The 23090-nt window shown below is 48.0% G+C and carries 22 protein-coding genes; 19 read left to right on the forward strand and 3 right to left on the reverse strand.

Going from position 1 to position 23090, the window contains the following annotated elements:
• The first annotated feature begins 11 nt into the window (after positions 1-11).
• The 3 genes from serA to EAL2_RS04970 all read left to right on the forward strand — a co-directional run bounded on the left by serA (position 12) and on the right by EAL2_RS04970 (position 3733).
• Entirely contained in the window at positions 12-1601 is a 1590-nt protein-coding gene (gene serA / locus EAL2_RS04960) for a phosphoglycerate dehydrogenase (protein ID WP_025435304.1), read from the forward strand.
• 10 nt (positions 1602-1611) lie between these two features.
• Positions 1612-2412 (forward strand): sugar phosphate isomerase/epimerase family protein, encoded by an 801-nt coding sequence (locus EAL2_RS04965; RefSeq protein ID WP_038601801.1) that lies wholly within the window; start codon positions 1612-1614, stop codon positions 2410-2412.
• 88 nt (positions 2413-2500) lie between these two features.
• Entirely contained in the window at positions 2501-3733 is a 1233-nt protein-coding gene (locus tag EAL2_RS04970; RefSeq protein ID WP_025435306.1) for a competence/damage-inducible protein A, read from the forward strand.
• 90 nt (positions 3734-3823) lie between these two features.
• On the opposite strand, the gene thpR is transcribed toward EAL2_RS04970, so the two are convergent.
• Positions 3824-4348 (reverse strand): RNA 2',3'-cyclic phosphodiesterase, encoded by a 525-nt coding sequence (thpR, locus tag EAL2_RS04975; RefSeq protein ID WP_025435307.1) that lies wholly within the window; start codon positions 4346-4348, stop codon positions 3824-3826.
• An 8-nt stretch (positions 4349-4356) separates the two neighbouring features.
• Positions 4357-4968, reverse strand: coding sequence for an NUDIX hydrolase (locus EAL2_RS04980; protein WP_025435308.1), 612 nt, complete (start codon positions 4966-4968; stop codon positions 4357-4359).
• 93 nt (positions 4969-5061) lie between these two features.
• Between EAL2_RS04980 and EAL2_RS04985 the strand changes: the two genes are divergently transcribed.
• From EAL2_RS04985 to panD, 16 genes are all read left to right on the forward strand, one after another.
• On the forward strand, positions 5062-5406 hold the full coding sequence (locus EAL2_RS04985; protein ID WP_025435309.1) for a YkvA family protein: 345 nt from the start codon (positions 5062-5064) through the stop codon (positions 5404-5406).
• A 79-nt stretch (positions 5407-5485) separates the two neighbouring features.
• Positions 5486-6013: a hypoxanthine phosphoribosyltransferase gene (hpt, locus tag EAL2_RS04990; RefSeq protein ID WP_025435310.1), complete on the forward strand. Its 528-nt coding sequence runs from the start codon at positions 5486-5488 to the stop codon at positions 6011-6013.
• Positions 6014-6087: 74 nt separating this feature from the next.
• The gene (locus tag EAL2_RS04995; protein ID WP_025435311.1) at positions 6088-6720 is read left to right on the forward strand and encodes a TIGR01906 family membrane protein; all 633 of its coding nucleotides are present in this window, start codon (positions 6088-6090) and stop codon (positions 6718-6720) included.
• A 121-nt stretch (positions 6721-6841) separates the two neighbouring features.
• Entirely contained in the window at positions 6842-8611 is a 1770-nt protein-coding gene (locus EAL2_RS05000) for a PP2C family protein-serine/threonine phosphatase (protein ID WP_025435312.1), read from the forward strand.
• Positions 8611-9207 carry a flavodoxin family protein gene (locus EAL2_RS05005; protein WP_025435313.1) on the forward strand — a complete coding sequence of 199 codons (597 nt, stop codon included), beginning with the start codon at positions 8611-8613 and terminating at the stop codon, positions 9205-9207. Before EAL2_RS05000 ends, EAL2_RS05005 begins: the two co-directional genes overlap by 1 nt.
• A gap of 187 nt (positions 9208-9394) precedes the next feature.
• On the forward strand, positions 9395-11047 hold the full coding sequence (gene glgP / locus EAL2_RS05015) for an alpha-glucan family phosphorylase (protein WP_025435315.1): 1653 nt from the start codon (positions 9395-9397) through the stop codon (positions 11045-11047).
• Positions 11048-11155: 108 nt separating this feature from the next.
• Positions 11156-12151, forward strand: a complete 996-nt coding sequence (gene pta, locus EAL2_RS05020) for a phosphate acetyltransferase (RefSeq protein WP_025435316.1) — start codon at positions 11156-11158, stop codon at positions 12149-12151.
• A gap of 396 nt (positions 12152-12547) precedes the next feature.
• Complete coding sequence (gene carA / locus EAL2_RS05025; RefSeq protein WP_025435317.1) at positions 12548-13597, forward strand: glutamine-hydrolyzing carbamoyl-phosphate synthase small subunit; 1050 nt, start codon at positions 12548-12550, stop codon at positions 13595-13597.
• A gap of 12 nt (positions 13598-13609) precedes the next feature.
• On the forward strand, positions 13610-16816 hold the full coding sequence (gene carB / locus EAL2_RS05030; protein WP_025435318.1) for a carbamoyl-phosphate synthase large subunit: 3207 nt from the start codon (positions 13610-13612) through the stop codon (positions 16814-16816).
• A 248-nt stretch (positions 16817-17064) separates the two neighbouring features.
• Positions 17065-17628 (forward strand): biotin transporter BioY, encoded by a 564-nt coding sequence (locus EAL2_RS05035; RefSeq protein WP_025435319.1) that lies wholly within the window; start codon positions 17065-17067, stop codon positions 17626-17628.
• Between the two features lie 37 nt (positions 17629-17665).
• Positions 17666-18655, forward strand: coding sequence for a biotin synthase BioB (gene bioB, locus EAL2_RS05040; protein WP_051489084.1), 990 nt, complete (start codon positions 17666-17668; stop codon positions 18653-18655).
• 113 nt (positions 18656-18768) lie between these two features.
• Positions 18769-19329, forward strand: a complete 561-nt coding sequence (yyaC, locus tag EAL2_RS05045) for a spore protease YyaC (protein WP_025435321.1) — start codon at positions 18769-18771, stop codon at positions 19327-19329.
• 358 nt (positions 19330-19687) lie between these two features.
• Positions 19688-20569: a Rossmann-like and DUF2520 domain-containing protein gene (locus tag EAL2_RS05050; protein WP_025435322.1), complete on the forward strand. Its 882-nt coding sequence runs from the start codon at positions 19688-19690 to the stop codon at positions 20567-20569.
• The gene (gene panB, locus EAL2_RS05055) at positions 20562-21398 is read left to right on the forward strand and encodes a 3-methyl-2-oxobutanoate hydroxymethyltransferase (RefSeq protein WP_025435323.1); all 837 of its coding nucleotides are present in this window, start codon (positions 20562-20564) and stop codon (positions 21396-21398) included. Before EAL2_RS05050 ends, panB begins: the two co-directional genes overlap by 8 nt.
• A 20-nt stretch (positions 21399-21418) precedes the next feature.
• On the forward strand, positions 21419-22270 hold the full coding sequence (gene panC, locus EAL2_RS05060; protein ID WP_330375812.1) for a pantoate--beta-alanine ligase: 852 nt from the start codon (positions 21419-21421) through the stop codon (positions 22268-22270).
• Positions 22271-22275: 5 nt separating this feature from the next.
• Positions 22276-22659 carry an aspartate 1-decarboxylase gene (gene panD, locus EAL2_RS05065; protein ID WP_025435325.1) on the forward strand — a complete coding sequence of 128 codons (384 nt, stop codon included), beginning with the start codon at positions 22276-22278 and terminating at the stop codon, positions 22657-22659.
• 44 nt (positions 22660-22703) lie between these two features.
• Here panD and EAL2_RS05070 read toward each other — a convergent pair whose 3' ends face one another.
• A complete protein-coding gene (locus tag EAL2_RS05070; protein WP_025435326.1) occupies positions 22704-23084 on the reverse strand; it encodes a hypothetical protein in 381 nt (126 codons plus the stop codon).
• Between the last annotated feature and the right edge of the window lie 6 nt (positions 23085-23090).

Consider the following 23090-nt stretch of genomic DNA (forward strand, 5'->3'; position numbering starts at 1 on the left):
GAGGGATAGACATGGAAAAGAAAAGGGTGCTAATCACAGAGACCATAAACAAGGAAGGCATTGACCTTCTTGAAAAATATTTCGATGTGGACATAAAAAAGAACATAAGCAAGGAAGAGCTTGCAGAGGTAATAGAGGGCTATGATGCGCTTATAGTAAGGAGCAATCCGTATATCGACGAGGAAGTGCTCCAAAATGCAGGAAGGCTGCAGATAATAGGCAGGGCCGGCAACGGCATTGACAACATCAAGCTCGAGCCTGCCACTAAAAAGGGCATAATAGTGGCCAACACTCCAGACAGCAACAGCATGTCTGCTTGTGAGCTGGCAATAGGGCTGATGCTCTCACAGGCCCGAAACATTGCCCAGGCTGATATTCATCTGAAAAATGGCGGATGGAGCAGGGACAAATTCATGGGTTCAGAGCTATACGGCAAGACGCTCGGCATAATAGGGCTGGGCAGGATAGGCTCACTTGTGGCAAAGCGCATGGCAGCCTTCGACATGAAAATAGTGGCATATGACCCTTATATTAGCGACGAGAGATTTGAAAGATTCGGCGCCGTCAAGAAGGACAGCCTAAGAGAGCTGCTGCAGGAGGCAGACTTCATAACCATACACACTCCCAGAACCACAGAAACAATAGGCATGATAGGAGACGATGAAATATCAATGATGAAGCAGGGCGTCAGGATTGTAAACGCCGCAAGGGGCGGAATAATAGACGAAAGAGCGCTTTACAGGGGACTTACAAGCGGAAAGATTGCAAGCGCAGGGCTTGATGTGCATGAAAAGGAGCCGTTCGGTGACAATCCACTGCTAACTTTGCCGAACGTAATTGTGACGCCGCACATAGGTGCGACCACACATGAAGCCCAAAAGAACGTGGGCGTATGCATAGCTGAGCAAGTCATAAAAGCGCTAAACGGCGAGATAGTTCCTAATGCAGTCAACCTCCCCGCTCTCCACAGGGACGAGCTGGAATCAATAAAGCCTTACATCAACCTGATGGAGGACCTTGGAAAGCTTTACTACCAGTTCTACAGCGAACCTATCGATTTTGTGGACATAAAATACTGGGGAAGCATAGCAAACCAGGACACGGAAATGATAGACATAGCGTTCCTGAAGGGACTTCTTGAGCCGGTTGTAATGGAAGGCGTCAACTATATAAACGCCAGGCTTATGGCCGAGGAGAGAGGGATTAAGTTCAGAAGAAGGAAAGACGCAGTGCCCCACAATAATTACACGGAGCTAATAACAGTAAGCATAAAGCACAGAAGCGGCGAGTTTACGCTGGCTGGCAACGTATCAAGCAAGAAGACGGGAAAGCTTGTTGAAATAGAGGGCTACGAAGTTGATGTATGCCCGAGCCAGCACATGATATTCATACAAAACATCGACGTGCCCGGAGTCGTAGGAAACGTGGGCAGAGTCCTCGGAGAGGAAAACATCAACATAGCTACAATGCAGGTAGGAAGGAATGAACGCGGCGAAAAGGCCCTCATGGTGCTGAATGTTGATGACGAGGCTTCTGAAGACACTCTCTCAAAGCTGGTTCAAAAGGCCAACGTGCTTTGGGCAAAAGCCATAAGACTGTAGAGGTGAACATATGGGATATGTAATAGGATACGCAGCATCGCTGGGCGAAAAGGATGTAATATCTGCAATTGAATATGCAAGACTATCAGGATTTGAAGCTGTGGAGCTGAGCATGAACATGCCGTGCTTTTTCCCGGAAAGATACGGCCATGAGGAGAGAAAATCAATACTCGGCTTCAAAAGAGAAAGCGGCATTGAAATAACGCTTCACGCTCCTGAGGACATATCACTAGTGAGCCTCCATGAAAGCGTCAGGAAGGCCGGCATAAGCAGGCTAAAGGAGATAATTGAGTTTGCCGGCTCCATAGACGCTTCCAGGATGACACTCCACACTGGGGCGACGCCGTATTTCACGCTCGTTGAAGGCGTAGGCTACGTGCAGGATGAATATATACGCGAGGTTGTGAGCAATTTAAAGGAAAGCATCGGCACGCTTGTCTGCGTGGCCTCTGAGCTTGCTCCAAATCTGAAGCTATGCATAGAAAACTCGGGTTACTTCCCATGGTACATTCAGAAGGCGCTGTCTGAAATCATGGAGTTGCATGATGTTTTTCTGACATGGGACATAGGCCATTCATACGAGAACAGATACGGAGAGCAGCACTTTTTCGAACAGAACCTCGAAAGAATAAAGACCTGCCACCTGCATGATTTCAACGAGCACGGCGACCACAAGATAATAGGCAGCGGCCATGTGGATTTCAAGGGACACATGGAGAAGATGGGATCGCATGACGTTGTATATATAGTGGAGGTCAGGCCGAGAGACAATGCCAAAAGGTCATTCGACAATCTGAGGAATATAATATAGATATTGCGCGTGAGCATCTATCCAGAAAAAGCCTCAAGGCATATAATATACTTATATGACAAAAAAATTACAGACTGGAGATGAGTTCATGGTTGTAGAGATATTAAGCGTAGGGACTGAGCTGCTGCTTGGAGACATTCTGAACACTAATGCTCAGTACATTTCAAAAAAGGCTGCCCAGCTGGGAATGGCCAGCTATTACCAGACGGTGGTCGGCGACAACATGGACAGGATAAACAGCGCACTTGAGGCGGCTTTTGAAAGGTCGGACATAGTAATAACAACAGGAGGGCTAGGACCAACCGACGACGACCTTACAAAGGAAGCGGCGGCGGAATTTTTCAAGCTGGATATGGAGCTTGACGATTATTCCTGGAACAAGATAAAGAAGTTTTTTGAGGCGAGAGGCGTCGCATTAAGCCACGGCAACAAAAAGCAGGCATATTTCCCGGTAGGTTCTGTAATAATTCCAAATGACAACGGCACGGCCCCGGGCTGCATAATAGAACAGGGCGGCAAGAGAATTATAATACTGCCCGGACCGCCAAAGGAAATGGAGCCCATGTTCGACAAGACGGTTGAGCCGTATCTGGAGCAGTTCAGCGACCAAACAATAGTATCGGAGACGCTGAGGCTGTGCGGCATAGGCGAGAGCAGCGCCGCAGAGAAGATAAGGGATTTGTTTTCAGGCTCCAATCCTACAGTGGCCCCTTATGCCAAGGAAGGCGAGGTCATATTCAGGCTGACTGCAAAGGCCGGAAGCCACGAGGAGGCGCAGGCAATGCTAGAGCCTCTCAAGGGGGATATCTACGGCAGGCTTGGGGAGTATATATACGGAGAAGGAGAAACGAGCCTTGAACTTGTAGTGGGCAATGAGCTTATAAGCAGGAATATGAGCATAGCGATGGCGGAATCCTGTACGGGAGGCATTCTGAGCGCCAGGCTTATAAACTGTCCCGGAATATCGCAGGTCTTCATGGAGGGCAGCGTGGCCTATTCAAATGCAGCCAAAATGAACTCTCTGGGCGTCAAGGCTTCGACTCTGGAGGAGTTTGGAGCTGTCAGCGAGGAGACGGCTATTGAAATGGCGCGGGGAGTGGCTGTAAAAAACGGCTGCAGAGTAGGCATATCCACAACAGGGGTTGCAGGACCGGACGGGGGAAGCGAGGATAAGCCAGTAGGACTTGTATATATAGGTCTTTATATGGACGGCGCAGAAAAGGTCAAAAAGCTGACTCTAACCGGAAGCAGGGAGAGGATAAGGAACCAGGCTGCAATTCTGGCGCTGGATTTTCTGAGAAGAGAGTTAAAGGGCATATAGCATAGAGCCGGACATAATAATATTGGAAATAACAAGGCTGGAGTATAGTTCTCCAGCCTTGTATTTTATGTAACGGAGCATATTTATGTACTATCCTATAATTTCGTATATCGGGCCTGTTCGTGTAAGCGTGCTGTTGATCAGATTGAAGGCTTCGATCTTGAATTCGAGAGGCTCTATATGTATGCTGTTGATTTTCTCCCTGCTGATTCTATCGAGCTTGACTTTTCTGGCTATAGTAACATGAGCCTTGAACCTTCGTGAGTCCTTTTCAAAGCCTGCAGAGCTCAGGTCCTCATTGAGGTCGTCCACAAGGCCCTCGAGCTGAGGGACATCGCCGACTAAGTCCACATACAGCACCGAGCTGCCCCTCTTTTCAAACCATGAAAGCTTTTCCAGGCTGAGCCTCAGGTCCAGATTCGAATAGCGGCTTAGTATTCTTTTGGCATCTTCAGCTGTCGCCTCGTCAGTCTCGCCAAGGAATTTGAATGTGAGATGGAGATTTTCCTGCTTGGTGAAACTGCCCCTTATATTCATGCCGAAAAGCTCGTTTTCAATGGAATGCACATACTCCGATATGCGCTTTGGCAGAAAATATCCTATGAAAAGTCTCATGCCTGTAATCACCCCTTAAGCTGGTCTAGGAAATCCTTTAGTATTTTCGCGGTTATACCCCATATTATATATTCTCCGTACCTGTAGAAGTAAAGCACATACCTGGCCTTTCTGAACTTGTAATCCTTGCCTTGAGGAATCAGGTGATACGGAAAGTCATCAGGCACACTCACGTCGAGATCGGCGTTATACATCTGCGGCTCAGTATCGAGCAGATAGTCGAGAGGGACAAGAAATACATGGTCGACCTCGTCCTTGTTTATATTTATATTTTCATAGTCAACCGTGCCTACAAAGGGATGTATTATCATGTCAAAAGGCGTTATGAACACATCCATGGGAGAGAATATCTCCACATCAGCTTCCTGCAGACCAAGCTCCTCACAGGTCTCCCTTATGGCAGTGTCCTCAAAGCTTTCGTCCACATCCTCATACCCGCCGCCGGGGAATGATATCTCATAGGGTTGAACAGACAGGTGCTTCGACCTCACTTCAAAAAGCACATGCGTATCCCCGTCTTTTTCAACAAGCGGAACCAGCACCGAGCATTTGAACATTTCCCTGTGGCCTTGTATATATGGGTTGTAATCACTGAAAGCCTTCCTGATTTTTTTAACCACGCAAAAAACCTCCGAGAATAATCTGAAAATTTGATATAATATATATAACATTATACTACAAACCGTACAAATTAAAAGCCAAGGGTGATAATGATGGAAAAACTAAGGAGCGCCATTTCGTTTCTCAAACGCCTAGACGTGCTCTACAGGCTCATGCAGGATAAGCGTGTTCCAAGATTGAAAAAAGCCAAGATAATTGGCCTTTTGAGCTTTGCCTTTGCTTATTTCATATCGCCAATAGACCTGCTTCCCGAGGTGGTGCTCGGACTTGGAATAGTAGACGACGCCGTCATACTTACGTTCATAGCCTCCGTGCTCAACGGGGAGCTCGAAAGGTATCTGCAGGGATACGGCGACTACAAAGTGAAAAAAACAAGCGGCGTAATAGAAGTGGAAAGCTACAAGGTCAGCGACGAGGATGACAAGTACAAGCAGTGATGCATACAAACAGTGAGTTCACACACAATTGCATGTGTGGTATAATCCCTATGTAAATATTATATTGAGGTGATTTTATATGCACACTGTAAGTGAAACGATGATTACTACGCAGCAGCTTGATGAAAAGGTTGCAGAGCTGGCAGGGATGATAGAAAGAGACTTTGAAGGCGAGCATATTCTGCTTATAGGGGTACTAAAGGGAGCCTGCATATTCGTATCTGACCTGATGAGAAAGATAAACCTGGATGTCTCTCTTGACTTCATGTCTGTTTCCAGCTACGGAAATTCCACAAAGAGCTCGGGAGTAGTCAAGATACTCAAGGACCTTGACATGGAAATAGAAAACAAGAACGTAATAATAGTAGAGGACATAATAGACACGGGACTTACTCTCAAGTACCTGACTGAAAATCTCATGTCAAGAAAGCCAAAGACACTCAAGATATGCACTCTTCTAGACAAGCCGCAGAGAAGAAAATGTCATCTCGATGTGGACTACATCGGCTTTACAATAGAAGACAAGTTCATAGTAGGCTATGGAATAGATTACGCTGAGCTGTACAGGAATCTGCCTTACATAGGCGTGGTCGACAAGGAGAAATAATTGTAGCAATAGTTTGCCGCTGTATTAATGCAGCGGTTTTTTGCATTGTGACATTAAATCTGGAGGAAACCCAATTGAAATCATTAGCAGGGATAGTCATGGCGGCAATTTTTTTCTTGTCCGTGCTCATAACCTCATTTTCAGTACTGGCAGTTAGCGAGTCATTTTACATATATGAATACGAAAAAAACGGAACCTACTCTGAATTCGGCAGAGAAAAGGTTGATGCTGTTACGGACTCGGTGATTGAATACCTAAGCGGCAAAAGCGATCGCCTCTATTATGAAGCAGAAGGCGCTAATGCATTTACGCAGAGGGAGACGGCTCACATGGCAGATGTGAAGGGCCTTTTTTTGTTGTTTGGGGGCCTTAGAAATTGGATGATTGCAGCATTTGTCGTAATAGCGCTTGCATTTAGGCGTGACATTAGGGCTGTTTTAAAAGCTTTTGCCATCTGTCTTGTATTCTTAATGGCAGCATTTACCGCTTTTGCGGCCGCTGCTGCAACGAATTATGAATATTTTTTCACGCTATTTCACAAGGTGTTCTTTGCCAACGACTACTGGCTGCTTGACCCGGCAGACAGCATAATAATAAATATCATGCCTGTAGGCTTTTTCTCCGATGCGGCGGCAGTAATATTTTTTTCTACTCTCGCAGCCTGCGTTTTGGCCGCAATCGCAGCACACAGGATCAAAAAAGCATAGCAGGAGCAAACGAATTCTCACATTAAGGTTTTTCTAACTTAATTAACCAGATGCAGCAACATAATGATATAATAAAGGTGAATTGTTCGCTAATTTTGAGTTCCTTCTGGAGGGGATTCTAGTGAGATACTGCATGAGCTTTAACAAGCTGAATGTCATAGAAATTTTCAAAGCAATATCAGTTGCTAAAAATTTTGACGAGATAAAGCATATAGTGATAGAGGCGCTCATAACGGCTACAAGCTATGAAGCCGTTATATTAGGTTTTTTTGGTGAAGCTGACGATGGCTTTATGCAGCTTATATCAATGAACGCTGAGACAGGAGAAAAATTTGAATCCAGACTCAGTATAGACAAGATTCCCGCAAATGAAAGAGCTGCCATTACGAATCCGCGCGCCAGGAGCATGCGGATTAAAAAAGGTGAGTTTTTCAATGAGGGGATAAGAAGGCTTACAGGCATAAGCGAGGCTGCAAATATAGATTTATTACCAATAAGGCTCAGCGGCAAGGCGGCAGGCTTTGTAGCGTGCTTTACGAGCGAAGCTCCCGGCAGTCCCGAAGATTTTGAATTTGTGCTCTCGACAACGAGCCTCATGGAGCTTTTCATTGAAAACGGAAGAAGAAACATGAGGGTTGAAAGCATAATAAAACGTCTCAAGGAAGCCGTCAACAGCATGAGCAAAAGCCTCAGGCAGCTGTATGAATACGAGGGCATAGACGATTTTTTGAGTCTCGCAGGCAGGCTGCTTTGCGACATAACAAGGAGCAAAAGCAGCCTGATCATAATTGATGATGCCATGGCCGAGATAAGAACCATGAGCAGATACGGCGAAGAGCTCGAGCTCCTTAAGGTGCTCGATAACATTTCGTGCAGCAGCAGCTATGACGACATAGACGAGGGCAGGCTTTACAATTCGCCCGAGGCCTTGTGGAGTCAAATTGACCCAGGCATAAAAACACTTGCCGTATACAAGCTCAAAAAAGGCGAGAGTATAGTGGGCCATATCGTAGCGGCAAATGCGGAAGAGTACCTGGACGAGGAAAAGAGCATACTTGGAATATTTGCGTCGCAAATACTAATAGGGCTGGAAATAAGCCTCACCTCAAAAGAGGTAATCAAGCACAAGATACTCGAAAAAGAGCTAGAGATAGTATCGGAGCAGCAAAAGCTCATAATGAATAACAATAGGCTCGACATGTCAGGCCGTGGCGAGATATCCTTCCTTCACAGGACTTCGCAGCAGGTGGGCGGCGATTTTTGCAAGATATTCGAGATGGAAGACGACAAGGTGGGAATATTCCTCGCAGACGTCATGGGCCACGGCTTGCTCTCGAACTACTTCAGCGCCATGATAAAGGGCGCTCTGAGGATACTTGTGCAGCAGGAAAAAAGCACCGGAGCCATGCTCTCGAAGATAAACAGCATGCTGTATGAAGATTTTGACAAGACCAACGTCTTTGCAACGGCAAGGGCTGCCATATTCGACGTCAAAAGAAACCGCATAGTCTCCTCAAACGCAGGCCATTTGCACCCCATAGGAATAAGGCTTGAAAACGGAGATTTCATAGCGGAAGAAATGGGTATAGAAAAAGGAATACCAATAGGCGTACTAATGGATACGGATTATGAGGAGTGCGAATACGAGCTTGGCGGATACGAGCTTGTAGCATACTATACAGACGGAATAATCGAGGCCCAAAATCATCAGGGCGAATACTACGGCGTAGACCGGCTGAAGAATTTTTTGAAAAGCACTTACAAGCTTGATGCCGGGCAGATTTTCAAGAATTTTGAAAGTGAAATATACGGCTTTGCAGGCAAGGCAAGTCTGGATGACGATTTCATACTCTTGCTGTACAAGAAGTCCAACGAAAGGGGAGATCTATAATGAAAGTTCTTATAGTAAACGGAAGCCCGAGGATTCAAAAAAACAGCTATAACATAGCCAGATATATAGCAGGCATCATGGAAAAAAACGGCGTCGACCACGAAATAATAGACGTCGTGAAGCTCGACATGACGCCCTGCATAGGCTGCGGAGTATGCAGCAGGACAGGTGTGTGTTTTAAAAATGACGAGAGCACATCAACGGTTAAAAAATTCGACCCTTCGGATGCGACTATAGTTGTTTCGCCCATATATTTCAATTCCATTTCAGGACAGCTCAAGATGTTCATAGACCGCTTCCAGTCGCTTTATGCAAGCAAGTACGACCTTAAAAAGCCTGCCATAGACAGGAGCAAGAAAAGATTTGGGGCTTTTATAGCTGTGGGCGGATCAAAGGGATACGAAGACCAGTTCACCTCGGCCGAGCTCATAATGGACCTTTACTTCAAGGTCATCAACACCAGATTCATAGAAAAGCTCAGAATTCCGGACTCGGACAGGGTGAATGCATGGGAGGACAAAGCAACGCTTGATGAAGTAGAAAGAATATCTCTGAGGATAATCGAAGAGATGAAGAAGGTAAAGCAGCAAGGGTAAATGCCCATAATATTCAAACACAAGAAAGCGCCAGGCGCGGCACGAATGCATATTGCATTTTGTGTCGCGCCTGTTTTTGCAGAAGGTTTCATTTTCCATTCGAAGGGTATATTTCTAAACAGGCGGAACATCCAGACCGTTTCAAATACATACAATGTGCTTAGACACATGAACTGGGAGGCAAGACATGAAAAATGAACCTTGCAAGCAACTGACCCGCGTCGCCTACTTTTGCATGGAATACGCGCTTCAAAGCTCAATGAAGACATTTGCAGGAGGACTTGGGATACTTGCGGGCGACTACATGAAGGCTGCAAAGGATTCATCCTGCAGCGTCATAGGGATAGGCATACTGTGGAAGCAGGGCTATGGAGGCCAGGCTGTCGACAGTACCGGAAGAGTGCATGACAAATACTGCAACTATAAATATGATTTTCTCCAGGATACAGGAGTCAAGGTGACGGTGGACATAAAGGACAAGGAGGTTACCTGCAAGGTATGGAAGGTCGACTGCTTCGGCAACAGTCCTGTATATCTGCTTGACACCGATATTCCAGAGAATGATAACGCCAATGTGAAGCTGCGCTGGGTAACCTCCAAGCTGTATGGCGGCGTAGAAGAGGAGCGGCTTGCCCAGGAGATAGTGCTTGGCGTAGGAGGTGTGAGGGCTCTTCGGAAGCTAGGCATAGAAACAGACGTATATCACTTCAATGAAGGTCATGCAGCCTTCGCCGGGTTTGAACTTATAAGAGAAAAAATGGCAGGCGGTTTGGATTTTGAAGAGGCTCTCGAGCGCACAAGGGAGCAGATCGTATTTACAACGCACACCCCCGTCAAGGAGGGAAACGAGAAGCATCCCATAAATGCGCTCGTGTACATGGGTGCGAATCTGGGACTAAGCGGGCAACAGCTCGAGCGCATAGGAGGCAGCCCTTTCAACATGACGGTTGCCGGATTGCGCCTGTGCAAGGCCGCTAACGCTGTTTCCAGGCTGCATGCAGTCACCGCCAACAAGATGTGGGAAAATATTGAAGACAGGCCCTACATAATTCCTATCACCAACGGCATACACAGGCCAACGTGGGTAGACATGAGGCTGCACAGGCATATTGCCGATGGCGAAACAATCTGGAAGCACCATCAGGAGAACAAGAAAAAACTCCTGAGCTTTGTGCACAAAAGGACCGGACACAAATTGCTTGAGGAAAGCATAACAATCGGATTTGCCAGAAGGGCTGTAGACTACAAAAGACCGGATCTTTTCATGCGTAATATCGAGGATTTCGAAGCCCTGGTCAAAAAGTGGAACGTGCAGATTATTTTTTCGGGCAAGGCTCATCCGCTTGACGACAGCGGAAAGAGGGTGTTGGAAAACCTGATAGCGCTCAGCAAAAAATATCCTCAAAATGTAGTTTTCATAAAAAACTACGACATGGAGATAGCCCAAAGGCTCGTGCAGGGCTGCGACGTTTGGCTCAACTCTCCAAGGCGCCCCAATGAGGCCTGTGGAACCTCGGGCATGAAGGCCGCGATGAACGGCGTGCTCAACCTCAGCGTGCTCGACGGCTGGTGGCCTGAAAGCTGCATAGACGGAGTCAACGGCTGGCAGTTCGGAGACGGCTTTGAATCAACGGATGCGGGCATAGTAGACGAGTGGGACAGGAAAAAGCTAATTGAGGTTTTCGACAATCATGTTGCCCCGACTTACTACGAGGACAGGCAAAGGTGGATAGAAATGATGAGGAGCAGCATTAACACCACCTGGGACGCTTTCGACATAAAGAGGATGATAAATGAGTACTACGAGAAGATGTACACCCCGTCGGAGAAAAACAGATAAAAATTATCAAAAAAATAACGAACTGATATTGTATAGTCATTTCAATTGTCTTATAATAAAAGGAGTGAATATTTGAAAAATTTTATCATCTGAAGAGGGGGATTTTTCGTGAATTTTTTAGAAAAAATCAAAGAAACTGCAAGAAGCCAGAAGAAAACTATAGTTCTTCCAGAAGCGCTTGAGATAAGAACTCTAGAGGCAACTGCTGCAATACTCAAGGAAGAGATAGCAAATGTCATACTTGTTGGCAACAAGGATGAGATAATGAAGCTTGCAAACGGCTTTGACATCGAAAAGGCTACTTTCATAGATCCTGCTGCTTCTGAGCATACTGAAGATTTCGTGCAGACTTTCTACGAAATGAGAAAAGCCAAGGGAATGACTGAGGAGAAGGCTGCATCTACAATGCTTGATCCTGTGTTCTTCGGCTGCATGCTCGTCAAAAAAGGCCTTGCAGACGGAATGGTTGCAGGCGCTATACACTCGACTGCAGACATATTAAGACCTGCGCTTCAGATAATAAAGACTGCTCCGGGAACAAAGATAGTATCTACATTCTTCGTAATGCAGGTTCCTAACTGCGAATTCGGAGACAACGGCACATTCGTATTTGCAGACTGCGCACTAAACATAGACCCTACAGCAGAAGAAATGGCTCATATAGCTATAAGCTCTGCAAACTCATACAAGGCACTTGTGGGAGGAGATCCTGCAGTTGCAATGCTTTCGTTCTCGACAATGGGAAGCGCTTCTCACGAGAAGGTTGACAAGGTTGTTGAGGCTACAAAAATAGCCAGAGAGCTCGCTCCGGACCTTAAGCTCGACGGAGAGCTTCAGCTTGATGCTGCCATAGTTGAAAAGGTTGGCAAGCAAAAATCTCCAAACAGCGAAGTGGCGGGAAAAGCAAACGTGCTTATATTCCCTGACATAAACTCAGGAAACATAGGCTACAAGCTTGTGCAAAGACTTGCCAAGGCGGAGGCTTACGGCCCTGCAACTCAGGGACTCGCAAAGCCTGTAAACGACCTGTCAAGAGGCTGCTCTGCAGCTGACATAGTTGGAACAGTTGCAATAACAGCTGTTCAAGCTCAAATGCAAGGTTAAGCATAAAAAATACAGTTAAAAGCGCACTTAATACAGATCCCCGCGAGTACAGCTGCATTTACAGCGGCCGCATTTGCGGGGGTTTTTATAAAATCATGCATATGCAGTTGACAAAACCATGCGTTTAAACTAAAATAGTCTACAATGCAAATACAAGAACATATTCCATAAGTCTGTTGTTTAGCTTTAAATTGGTCCAGAGAGGCCAGAAAGGGAGATGACAAGTTATGAAAGGCATAACTGCGTGTTTTTTTGGTGTGAAAAAATCAATAAATTTCAAAATTGGTGTGTCGGGCATGCCTTTTTTTGTGATTAATACTGATATAAAAAGGACAGAAAAGAGAAGCTGTAATTCTCTTGGCTGTCCTTTTTCTGCGTAGAGAGGGAGGTCTTAATATGATAGCAAAGCTTATACTTGAAAACGGCGTTGTCTTTGAGGGCAGGGCATTCGGACACATACACGAGAGCGTAGGAGAGGTTGTGTTCAACACCGGCATGACAGGATACGAGGAGGTACTTACAGACCCGTCGTACTACGGACAGATAGTTACTATGACATACCCGCTTGTGGGCAACTACGGCATCAACCTTGAGGATATGGAGTCGTCGTCTGCCAAGGTAAAGGCGTTCATAGTAAGGGAAAAGTGCGACAATCCAAACAACTTCAGATACGAAATGAAGCTTGACGGCTACCTCAGGCAAAGCGGCATCATGGGCCTTGAGGGTATAGACACAAGGGCGCTTACAAAGATTTTGCGAAACCACGGCACAATGAAGGGCATAATAACCCTGAGGGACATCACTCAGAGTGAAATAAATGAAAAGCTAGGCGCCTTCTGCAACAAGGAGGCCGTAAGGACTGTTTCGGTAGAGCAGCCATATGTAATAGAAGGCGACAAGAAGCACATAGCAGTGCTTGACTGCGGCATCAAGGCCAACATACTTAGATCGTTCCAGAAAAGAGGCTGCAAGATGACTGTGTTCCCGGCATTCTCGAGCGCAGAGGAAATACTCGCTGTCAACCCCGACGCACTCTTCCTCTCAAATGGCCCAGGAGACCCGGCGGACCTTCCGGAGATAGTAGCGATGATCAAGGCCGTGGCGGAAAGAAAGCCAGTCATAGGCATATGCCTTGGCCACCAGCTGCTGGCGTGGGCCTTCGGAGGCAGCACGGCAAAGCTGAAGTTCGGACACAGGGGCTGTAACCACCCTGTAAAGGATCTCGAGACGGGAAGGGTATACATCACATCGCAAAACCATGGCTACTATGTGGACACTCTTCCGCAGGACATGGAGGTCACACACATAAGCATGAACGACGGGACTGTAGAGGGCATGAAGCATAAGACGCTCCCTGTATTCAGCGTGCAGTACCACCCTGAGGCGTGCCCGGGGCCAAGAGACATGCAGGACGTTATATTCGACAGATTCATAGAAATGATTTAAGGGGTGAAGACGATGCCAAAGGACAACAGCATAAAGAAGGTTTTGGTTATAGGTTCAGGACCTATAGTAATAGGCCAGGCGGCCGAATTCGACTATTCGGGCACTCAGGCATGCCAGGCGCTTAAAGAGGAAGGCATAGAGGTTGTACTTGTAAACAGCAACCCGGCTACAATAATGACAGACAGGGAAATCGCCGACAAGGTTTATATAGAGCCGATAAATATTGAATTTATAGAAAAGGTAATAGCCAGGGAAATGCCGGACAGCCTGCTTGCGGGAATGGGAGGCCAGACAGGCCTCAACATGGCGGTGGAGCTGCACGATGCGGGCATACTAGAAAAATACGGCGTAAGAGTCATTGGAACATCCGTTGAAGCCATAAAGGAAGGCGAGGACAGGGAAGGCTTCAAGAAGCTCATGGAGAGAATCAGCCAGCCGGTAATAGAAAGCGAAATAGTCACAAGCATAGAGGAAGGGCACGCTTTTGCAGCCAAGATAGGCTACCCGGTCGTAGTCAGGCCGGCGTATACTCTCGGAGGCACAGGCGGCGGCATAGCCGAGGATGAAATCGAGCTTGCCGAGATACTCGCGCAAGGGCTCTCTCTCAGTCGTGTGGGCCAGGTCCTGCTTGAAAAGTGCATAAAGGGCTGGAAAGAGATAGAGTATGAGGTGATGAGAGACGCCAGGGGCAACTGCATAACAGTCTGCAACATGGAAAACATAGATCCTGTGGGAGTCCATACGGGAGACAGCATAGTAGTGGCGCCGACACAGACGCTCTCCGACAAGGAGCACCAGATGCTAAGGAGCGCAGCCATAGACATAATAAACGCCATAAAGGTCGAGGGCGGCTGCAACGTCCAGTTCGCGCTCCATCCTGGCAGTTTCGAGTACGCGGTCATAGAGATAAATCCGAGGGTTTCGCGCTCCTCGGCGCTTGCGTCAAAGGCTACAGGATACCCTATAGCCAAGGTTGCAGCCAAGATAGCGCTCGGCTACGGACTCGACGAGATTAAAAACGCAGTGACGCAAAAGACATACGCCTGCTTCGAGCCTGCGCTCGACTACGTCGTGGTCAAGATTCCAAAGTGGCCGTTTGACAAGTTCAAGGGTGCAAAGAAGCTCCTGGGCACAAAGATGATGGCCACGGGCGAAGTCATGGCAATTGGAAACAACTTTGAGTCGGCCTTCCTGAAGGGAGTAAGGTCGCTCGAGATAGGCCAGTTCGGACTTGAGCTCGAAGCTTCAAAGGGCAGGAGCCTGAGCGAGCTCAAGGACAGAGTGGTAGTCCCGGACGACGAGAGGATATTCGACATAGCCGAAATGCTAAGAAGGGACTACAGGCTTGAGAAGGTATGCGAGATAACAGGCATGGACGAATTTTTCATAAACAAGATAAAATGGATAGTTGAGCAGGAGGAGCTGCTAAAGGGAGCGAGCATCGAAAGGCTCGACAGGGAATGGTTGCTCACTCTCAAGAAAAAAGGCTTCTCGGACAAGGCTATAGCCAAGTTCCTGAATGTCTCTCCCAACCACATCTACGAGATGAGAAAGATGTGGAGCATAATGCCTGTCTACAAGATGGTAGACACCTGCGCAGGCGAATTCGAGGCACTCTCGCCATACTACTACTCGACATACGACGAGTATGACGAGGTCGAGGTGAGCGAGAGGAAGAAGGTAATGGTGCTGGGTTCGGGCCCTATAAGGATAGGCCAGGGAATCGAGTTCGACTACTGCAGCGTGCACTGCGTAATGGCCCTCAAAAAGCTGGGAGTAGAGACCATAATAGTCAACAACAATCCAGAGACTGTCAGCACGGACTTTGACATATCAGACAAGCTCTATTTCGAGCCGCTTACAGAAGAGGATGTACTGAGCATAATAGAAAAGGAGAAACCGGACGGAGTAATACTCCAGTTCGGAGGTCAGACAGCCATAAAGCTTGCAAAGTTCCTGGACGAGAAGAACGTGCCGATACTCGGAACTAAGCCGCAGATGATAGACGCCGCAGAAGACAGGGAAAAGTTCGACGAGCTCCTTGAAAAGCTTTCAATAAAGAGGCCTAAGGGCAAGGGCGTATGGAGCGTCGACGAAGGCCTGCAGGAGGCAATGAAAATAGGATATCCCGTGCTTGTAAGGCCGTCATACGTGCTGGGTGGACAGGGCATGGAGATAACGTACGAAGAGTCGGAGCTTATGCACTACCTCAGGAACGCATTCAAGGCAGACTGCAAGAATCCCGTGCTAATAGACAGGTATCTGACAGGAAGGGAAATAGAAGTTGATGCAATATACGACGGCGAGGAAGTGCTCATACCCGGCATAATGGAGCACCTTGAAAGGGCAGGAGTCCACTCCGGAGACAGCATAACAATATATCCAAGCCAGAACGTATCTGCAAGAATAAAGGATGCGGTTCTCGACTACACGAGGAAAATAGCCAAAGAACTCCAGGTAATAGGCATGATAAACATACAGTTCATAGAATTCGAATCGGAGCTATACATCATAGAGGTCAACCCTCGTTCGAGCCGTACAGTGCCTTATATAAGCAAGGTTACCGGAGTGCCGATAGTTGAGCTTGCAACCAGGATAATGCTGGGCGAAAAGCTATCCGGCCTTGGATACGGAACAGGCATATACAAGGAGCCTGAGCTTATAGCTGTAAAGGTTCCGGTGTTCTCAACAGAGAAGCTGCCGCAGGTGGAGGTAAGCCTTGGGCCTGAGATGAGATCGACAGGAGAGGTGCTCGGAGTCGGCAGGACACTGCAGGAAGCGCTGTACAAGGGCTTCATAGCGGCTGGAATGAACGTTGAGAGCAAGACAAGGAACATACTGGCCACAATAAAGCCTCACGACAAGCAGGAGTTCGTGCCTATAGCCAAGGGCTTCGAGGAAATAGGCTACAATTTCATGGCCACAGAAGGCACTGCCAGGATGCTCTCGGAAAACGAGATAAATGTAATGCAGGTCAAGAAGATAAGCGAGGGCGTGCCCAACATACTCGACATGATAAGAAGCGGAATGATCGACTTTGTAATAAACACACCTACAAAGGGCAACGACTCCAAAAGAGATGGATTCAGAATAAGAAGGGCGGCTATAGAGTCTTCAGTGGAGGTGCTCACATCGCTCGACACGGTAAAGGCGCTGCTTGAAATCAAGAAAAGAAACATGAGCGTAGACAGCGTTGAAATATACAACCTGGGCAAATAGTCAAAGAGCAGCCATGCTGCAATAATCAATATGAAAAGCGCAAAGCATCTCATGTTTTAATCCAAGTAGGCCGGCTGAAGAGACAATCAGCCGGCCTTTTTGATCGAAATCATGTGGCTGTAACGTGCTTATTCACAAAACTGCACGGGGATTGTAAACTGATATCATAGTTTGTGTTGACAATAGGCCGGCCTGAATGTAAACTATAATAAAAATATAGGTTTACAAATTGAAAGGAGACAAGAAACATGAAAATTCAAACAAGAGACATGATACTTATTTCAATGTTCGCAGCCCTTACAGCAATAGGCGCATTCATAAAGATACCGACGCCAATAGTCCCATTCACGCTGCAGTTCATATTCTGCGCATACGCGGGAATGTTCCTGGGCTCAAGACACGGCCTCTATTCACAGCTGCTCTATGTGGGCATAGGTCTTGCGGGCATACCAATATTCGCTAGCGGCGGAGGACTTACATACATCTTCCAGCCTACATTCGGATACCTGCTCGGCTTCATGGGCTGCTCATATATAGTTGGAAAGCTTACTGAAAATCAAAAGCAAATCAGTTTCAAGAGCATGTTGCCTCCGGTAATAGCAGGACTCGCATTCGTTTATCTGGTAGGTGTGAGCTATCTTTACATGATTGTAAACCTTTACATGGGCAAGGCCATGAGCATACAGGCGGCGATAGCTGCAGGATTCTTGCCTTACATTACTACGGACCTGCTGCAGAGCGTATTGATTGCCGCCACTGCCGTATATGTGGTTCCGGCGCTTAGGCGCGCAGGCTATGCCAGAGCAAAATAGAAAAGCCGGCGAAAGATTGAGCGCAGGAGGAGGCAGCATGATGCAATTCATAAGAGAAATGGAAAGCAAATCGGTTTCAGGAGAAAAAATCACAAGAGACGAAGCATTGCGGCTTTTCGAAGCTGCAGACTCCTCAGCTGAGCTGTTACAGGACCTGCTCGAAGCGGCAAGAAGGGTCAAGGAGAGCAGCTTCAAAAATAGCGTCGAGCTGTGCAGCATAATAAACGCCAAATCGGGCAGATGCTCGGAGGACTGCTCTTACTGCTCACAGTCAGCGCACTACGCGACCGGCTCTGACGAATACGGCCTTTTGAGCTATGATGAGATACTGGAGAATGCAAGGCAAGTCGAGAGCAAGGGCGTGAGGAAATTCTCGCTTGTCACAAGCGGCAGGGGCATACAGAGTGATGAAGAGCTGAATGCGCTGGCTTCAATATACAAAAGACTCTCAAAGGACACGGGCCTAATGCTGTGCGCGTCCCACGGGATAATAGACCTTCAGCAGGCAAGGGCGCTTAGGGAAGCCGGCGTGAGCACCTACCACCACAACCTGGAGACATCAAGGAGCAACTATGGGAGCATATGCACAACCCATTCGTACGACGAGCGCCTGGACACGATAAGAGCTGCGCAGGAAGCGGGGCTGCAGGTGTGTTGCGGCGGCATAATAGGACTTGGAGAAACGAGGCTTGACCGCATAGACATGGCAATTGAGGCGGCCGCTCTCGGCATAAAATCAGTGCCTGTGAACATACTCATGCCTGTTAAGGGGACGCCGCTCGAGAATTCGCCGAGGCTGACAAAAGACGAGATTCTAAAGACACTGGCCGTAATGAAGCTCATGCTGCCGCAGGCCCATGTAAGGCTTGCAGGAGGAAGAATGCTGCTCGGAGACCTGCAGGGCGAGGCTTTCAGATCCTGCGCAAGCGCTGCAATAGTGGGCGACTACCTGACATCGGTAGGCAGCAACATACAAGAGGACAAGAGGCTCCTTTTAAGGCTCGGACTTGAGGCCGCAAGTAATTAGGTCAGACAATTCAAGTAATAATATGAAAGCGATAATATGAAAACCGTGTAGTTTTAACTTCGCTGCCGTTTGGGTATATAATTAAGACTTTTATACGCAAAGGGGGGAGAACGGTGTTCGGAGAAAAGACCCAGATGGTTTTCAGATTTGCAAAGAGCATAAAAGGCGCTATCGACGGGAAAAAACGGATAGTCTTTGCGTGCATAGGCAGCGACAGGAGCACAGGAGACAGCCTGGGACCCCTCGTAGGACACATGCTCTCTTCAAGGCTCAGAAGGTACCAGGAAATCGAGATAGTTGGAACACTGAAGGAACCTCTCCACGCACTGAACCTGGACAAGTTTCACCAGCACTACACCGCATCCGACTGTTTCGTGGTGGCAATAGACGCAAGCCTTGGAAGAACGGAGGAAGTTGGCAGGATAGTAATGAGAACCGGCTCGCTCAGGCCGGGAGCGGGAGTGGGCAAGGACATAGCAGCCATAGGCAACATTTCGATTTACGGCGTTGTAAACGTGGGCTCGGCGCTTGGCATGGAGAACATGGTGCTGCAGTGCACTCGGCTTGGGCTTGTGTACGAGATGGCAGAGGAGATAGCCAACATGATAGCAACGGGAATATACATATCAAAAAGCAGCAGCCAGGCCTACCTTGAGATGCTCGAAGCAGAGTAGGCAATCTTCGCCAGGACTACAAGACAGTAAATTGGCAGTGTGGTTTGTGCAGAAAATTCCGAATATCATGCGCAAAAAAATAATATTTGTAGCATCTTTAAGAGTATGTTAAAATATTGCTGAGACGGCATCCGCAGGAGCCGAACTCGATTTGAAATCACACTAAAATTCAATTTCTGCTTTGATCCTTCTGGACGGAGACTGAAGAGAGAACAAGTTTTACAGCCGCTGCGGCATGAGTCGTGCAGCAGGCTGTTTAAGGCGTGTTTATTTGGAATGACAAGCTCTTTTTATCTTCGATTCAAGTCGAACATAAAAAGGGCTTTTTTTATGCATAAAAGCCAAGGGAGATGAAGCTGTGGGCATCAAAATAGGGTTCGTCGGCGCAGGAAAGACAGCTACAGCGCTGGGGATATACTTTAAAAGCTGCGGCTTTGAAATCACAGGCTACAGCAGCAAAAGCGCAGACTCGGCACAGAAGGCCGCCGGAATAACAGGCTCGAAAGCGTGCGATGCGAGGCGGGTTGCCGAGGGCTCGGACCTGATTTTCATAGCCACGCCGGACGGCAGCATAAGGAGCGTGTGCAAGCAGATGGCAGCAGCTGGACTTTTTACGGAAAGTCACACTGTGGTGCATCTAAGCGGTGCGCTCTCCTCAGACGAGCTCCAAAGCGCCAGGGAGGCGGGAAGCACAATCGCTTCGCTCCATCCTCTGCAGTCGTTTGCAGATCCGCAGGAGGCCGCCGAGAAGCTCCGTAGGACAGTCTTCACGCTTGAAGGCGAGGGAGAGGGCCTTTCAGCTATCGCTGAGTTGCTCGAAAGCTGCGGGAACAGCCATTTCACCATAAGCAAGGAGAGCAAGCCGCTCTATCACGCTGCGGCATGCTTTGCATCGAACTACGTGGTCTCGCTCTTTTCATGCGTGCTCGAGACAATGGAGCACATAGGCATCGACAAAGCCCGCGCCTTCGAGGCGATAAGGCCGCTTACCGACGGCACACTCGACAACATATCACTCCTTGGCATTGAAAAATCGCTCACAGGCCCAATCGCCAGGGGCGATGCCGACACAATAAGGCGGCACATGGCGGCGTTTGAAGAATCGGGGCTTGAAAGTGCGCAAAGGCTTTACTGCGAGCTTGGCCTGAGGGCTGCTCAGATAGCAGGCAAAACCATCCAAAGTCCAGAAAGGCTGGTTGAAATCGGAAAAATTCTAAAGGAGCGCGGCAGACATGACTAATGAAAAATTCACAGTAAGTTCTTTTATGGAATCGAAAAAAAAAGGCAGAAAGATTTCAATGCTGACAGCGTACGATTACACAACGGCCAAGCTGCTCGACACGGCAGGGGTTGACAGCCTGCTTGTTGGAGACTCTCTTGGAATGGTGGTGCTCGGCTATGAGAACACGCTCCAGGTGACGCTTGACGACATGGTGCACCACTGCAGGGCTGTGGCCAGAGGCGCAAAAAGATCGCTTATAATAGGCGACATGCCATTCCTTTCATACCACGTGAGCGCAGAGGAGAGCGTAAGGAACGCAGGCAGACTTGTCCAGGAAGGCGGCGTGCATGCAGTCAAGCTAGAAGGCGGCAGGGAGATTTTAAAGCATGTAAAGGCAATACTGGATGCCAAGATACCGGTAGTAGGACACCTTGGCTTGACGCCTCAGTCTGTCAACATGATGGGCGGCTTCAAGGTGCAGGGCAAGAGCGAAGAGCAGGCCAGGGCCATAATAGAGGACGCGCTAATGCTTCAGGAGGCAGGAGTCTTCGCAATAGTCCTTGAATGCGTGCCTGCAAAGCTGGCCAGGCTAATAAGCGAAAGGCTCAGCATACCTACAATAGGAATAGGAGCCGGCAGCGACTGCGACGGACAGGTGCTTGTAATGCATGACATGGCAGGCATGTACAGCGACATGGTGCCCAAATTCGCCAAAAGATACGCACAGGTGGGCGAGCAGATAGAAGAGGCCGCAAAGATGTATATTCAAGAGGTGCAGGAGAAGTTGTTTCCCGAGGAAAAGCACACCTTCAAAATAGATGAAGAAACACTCAGCAAGCTATACTAGGAATAGAAACTGGAGGAATAATGATGCAGCTAGTGCGAAAGATTGACGAGATCAAGGCCGCAGCAAGAGGGGCGGCCAGGGAAGGCAAGAGCGTAGGCCTTGTGCCGACAATGGGATACCTCCACGAAGGCCACATATCACTTATGAAAAAGGCCAGGGCCGAGAATGATTTTCTGGCGGTAAGCATATTCGTGAACCCGACACAGTTCGGGCCAAGCGAGGATCTCGACTCGTACCCGAGGGATCTCGAAAGGGACCTGAGGCTATGCGAGGAGGCCGGAGTTAACATAGTGTTCGCGCCCGAATCGAGCGAGATGTACCCGGAAGGCTACTCCACCTACGTGACGGTAGAGGGCGGAGTTACTGCAGGGCTGTGCGGCAAGTCAAGGCCTATACACTTCAGGGGCGTTGCAACGGTGGTGACAAAACTCTTCAACATAGTAAGGCCAGAGCGCGCATACTTTGGACAAAAGGATGCACAGCAGGTTGCGGTAATAAAAAAGATGGTAAGGGACACTAACCAGGATGTGCAGGTGATAGCGTGCCCGATAGTAAGGGAAGCCGACGGACTGGCCCTGAGCTCGAGGAACACATATCTGAGCCCGAGCGAGAGACAGGACGCTCTTACGCTCTCATCGTCGCTATTTGGAGCGGTCGGCCTGATATCCTCAGGAGAAAAAAGCGCAGCTGCCGTAAGAGGCTATATAGAATCGCGCTTTGCCGGCATAGAGAGCGCAAGCATAGACTATATAGAAATAGTCGATCCTGACACAATGGAGCCGCTAAGCCTCATAAGTAACAGGGCGCTCATAGCAATAGCCGTAAAGATAGGCAAAACAAGACTCATAGACAATATAGTCGCGGAGGTATAAAATATATGTTTCTAAATATGTTCAAAGGCAAGATACACAGGGCCACAGTGACCGAGGCCAACCTCAACTATGTGGGCAGCATAACTATAGACAGGACGCTCATGGATGCGGCGGGAATACTCGAGGGCGAGAGAGTCCAGATAGTTAACAACAACAACGGTGCAAGACTCGAGACATACGTAATAGAAGGCGAGAGGGGCAGCGGAGTAGTATGCCTCAACGGCGCGGCCGCAAGGCACGTGCACCCGGGCGACAGCGTCATAATAATAGCCTACTGCTGGCTCGACAGCGAAGAAGTAAAGACATTTAAGCCAAAGGTCGTATTCGTCGACAAACACAACAGGGTGGTTGAAACGACAGATCATGAGGACCATGGCGACATAAAATAGCAAGCAAGGCGCAGCGTGAGCTGCGCCTTTTTTATATATAGAATCTAATCGCAAGAATGTTTATCGTGCCAACCAGTGCCAAATAAATATAGTATCGTCAATACGAAAAGCGGAGACAGGGTTGGAATTGCGTATACATTAAGAGGAAAAACAAGTATAATTCCTGCTGCTAATTGCATATATGCCAGCACACGACACCAATGATGTCGATAAGACTGCTTTGCAAAAACGAGTCCGGCAATGGCAGTCACCATAGAAAAGGCATATGTCATAGCCGCCCAAAAGCAACCCAAACCGGCATATTTGTAATCAGCTGAGGCAAAGTTAATAATATCCAAGCAACGCAGCAGCATGAAAGGCGCGGAAAGCATCATCAGAAGCGATGCAACCAAGAGAATAACTTTTTTTATGGATTTTTTACTCATTTCAAT

Source organism: Peptoclostridium acidaminophilum DSM 3953, assembly GCF_000597865.1.
GTDB lineage: Bacteria > Bacillota > Clostridia > Peptostreptococcales > Peptostreptococcaceae > Peptoclostridium_A > Peptoclostridium_A acidaminophilum.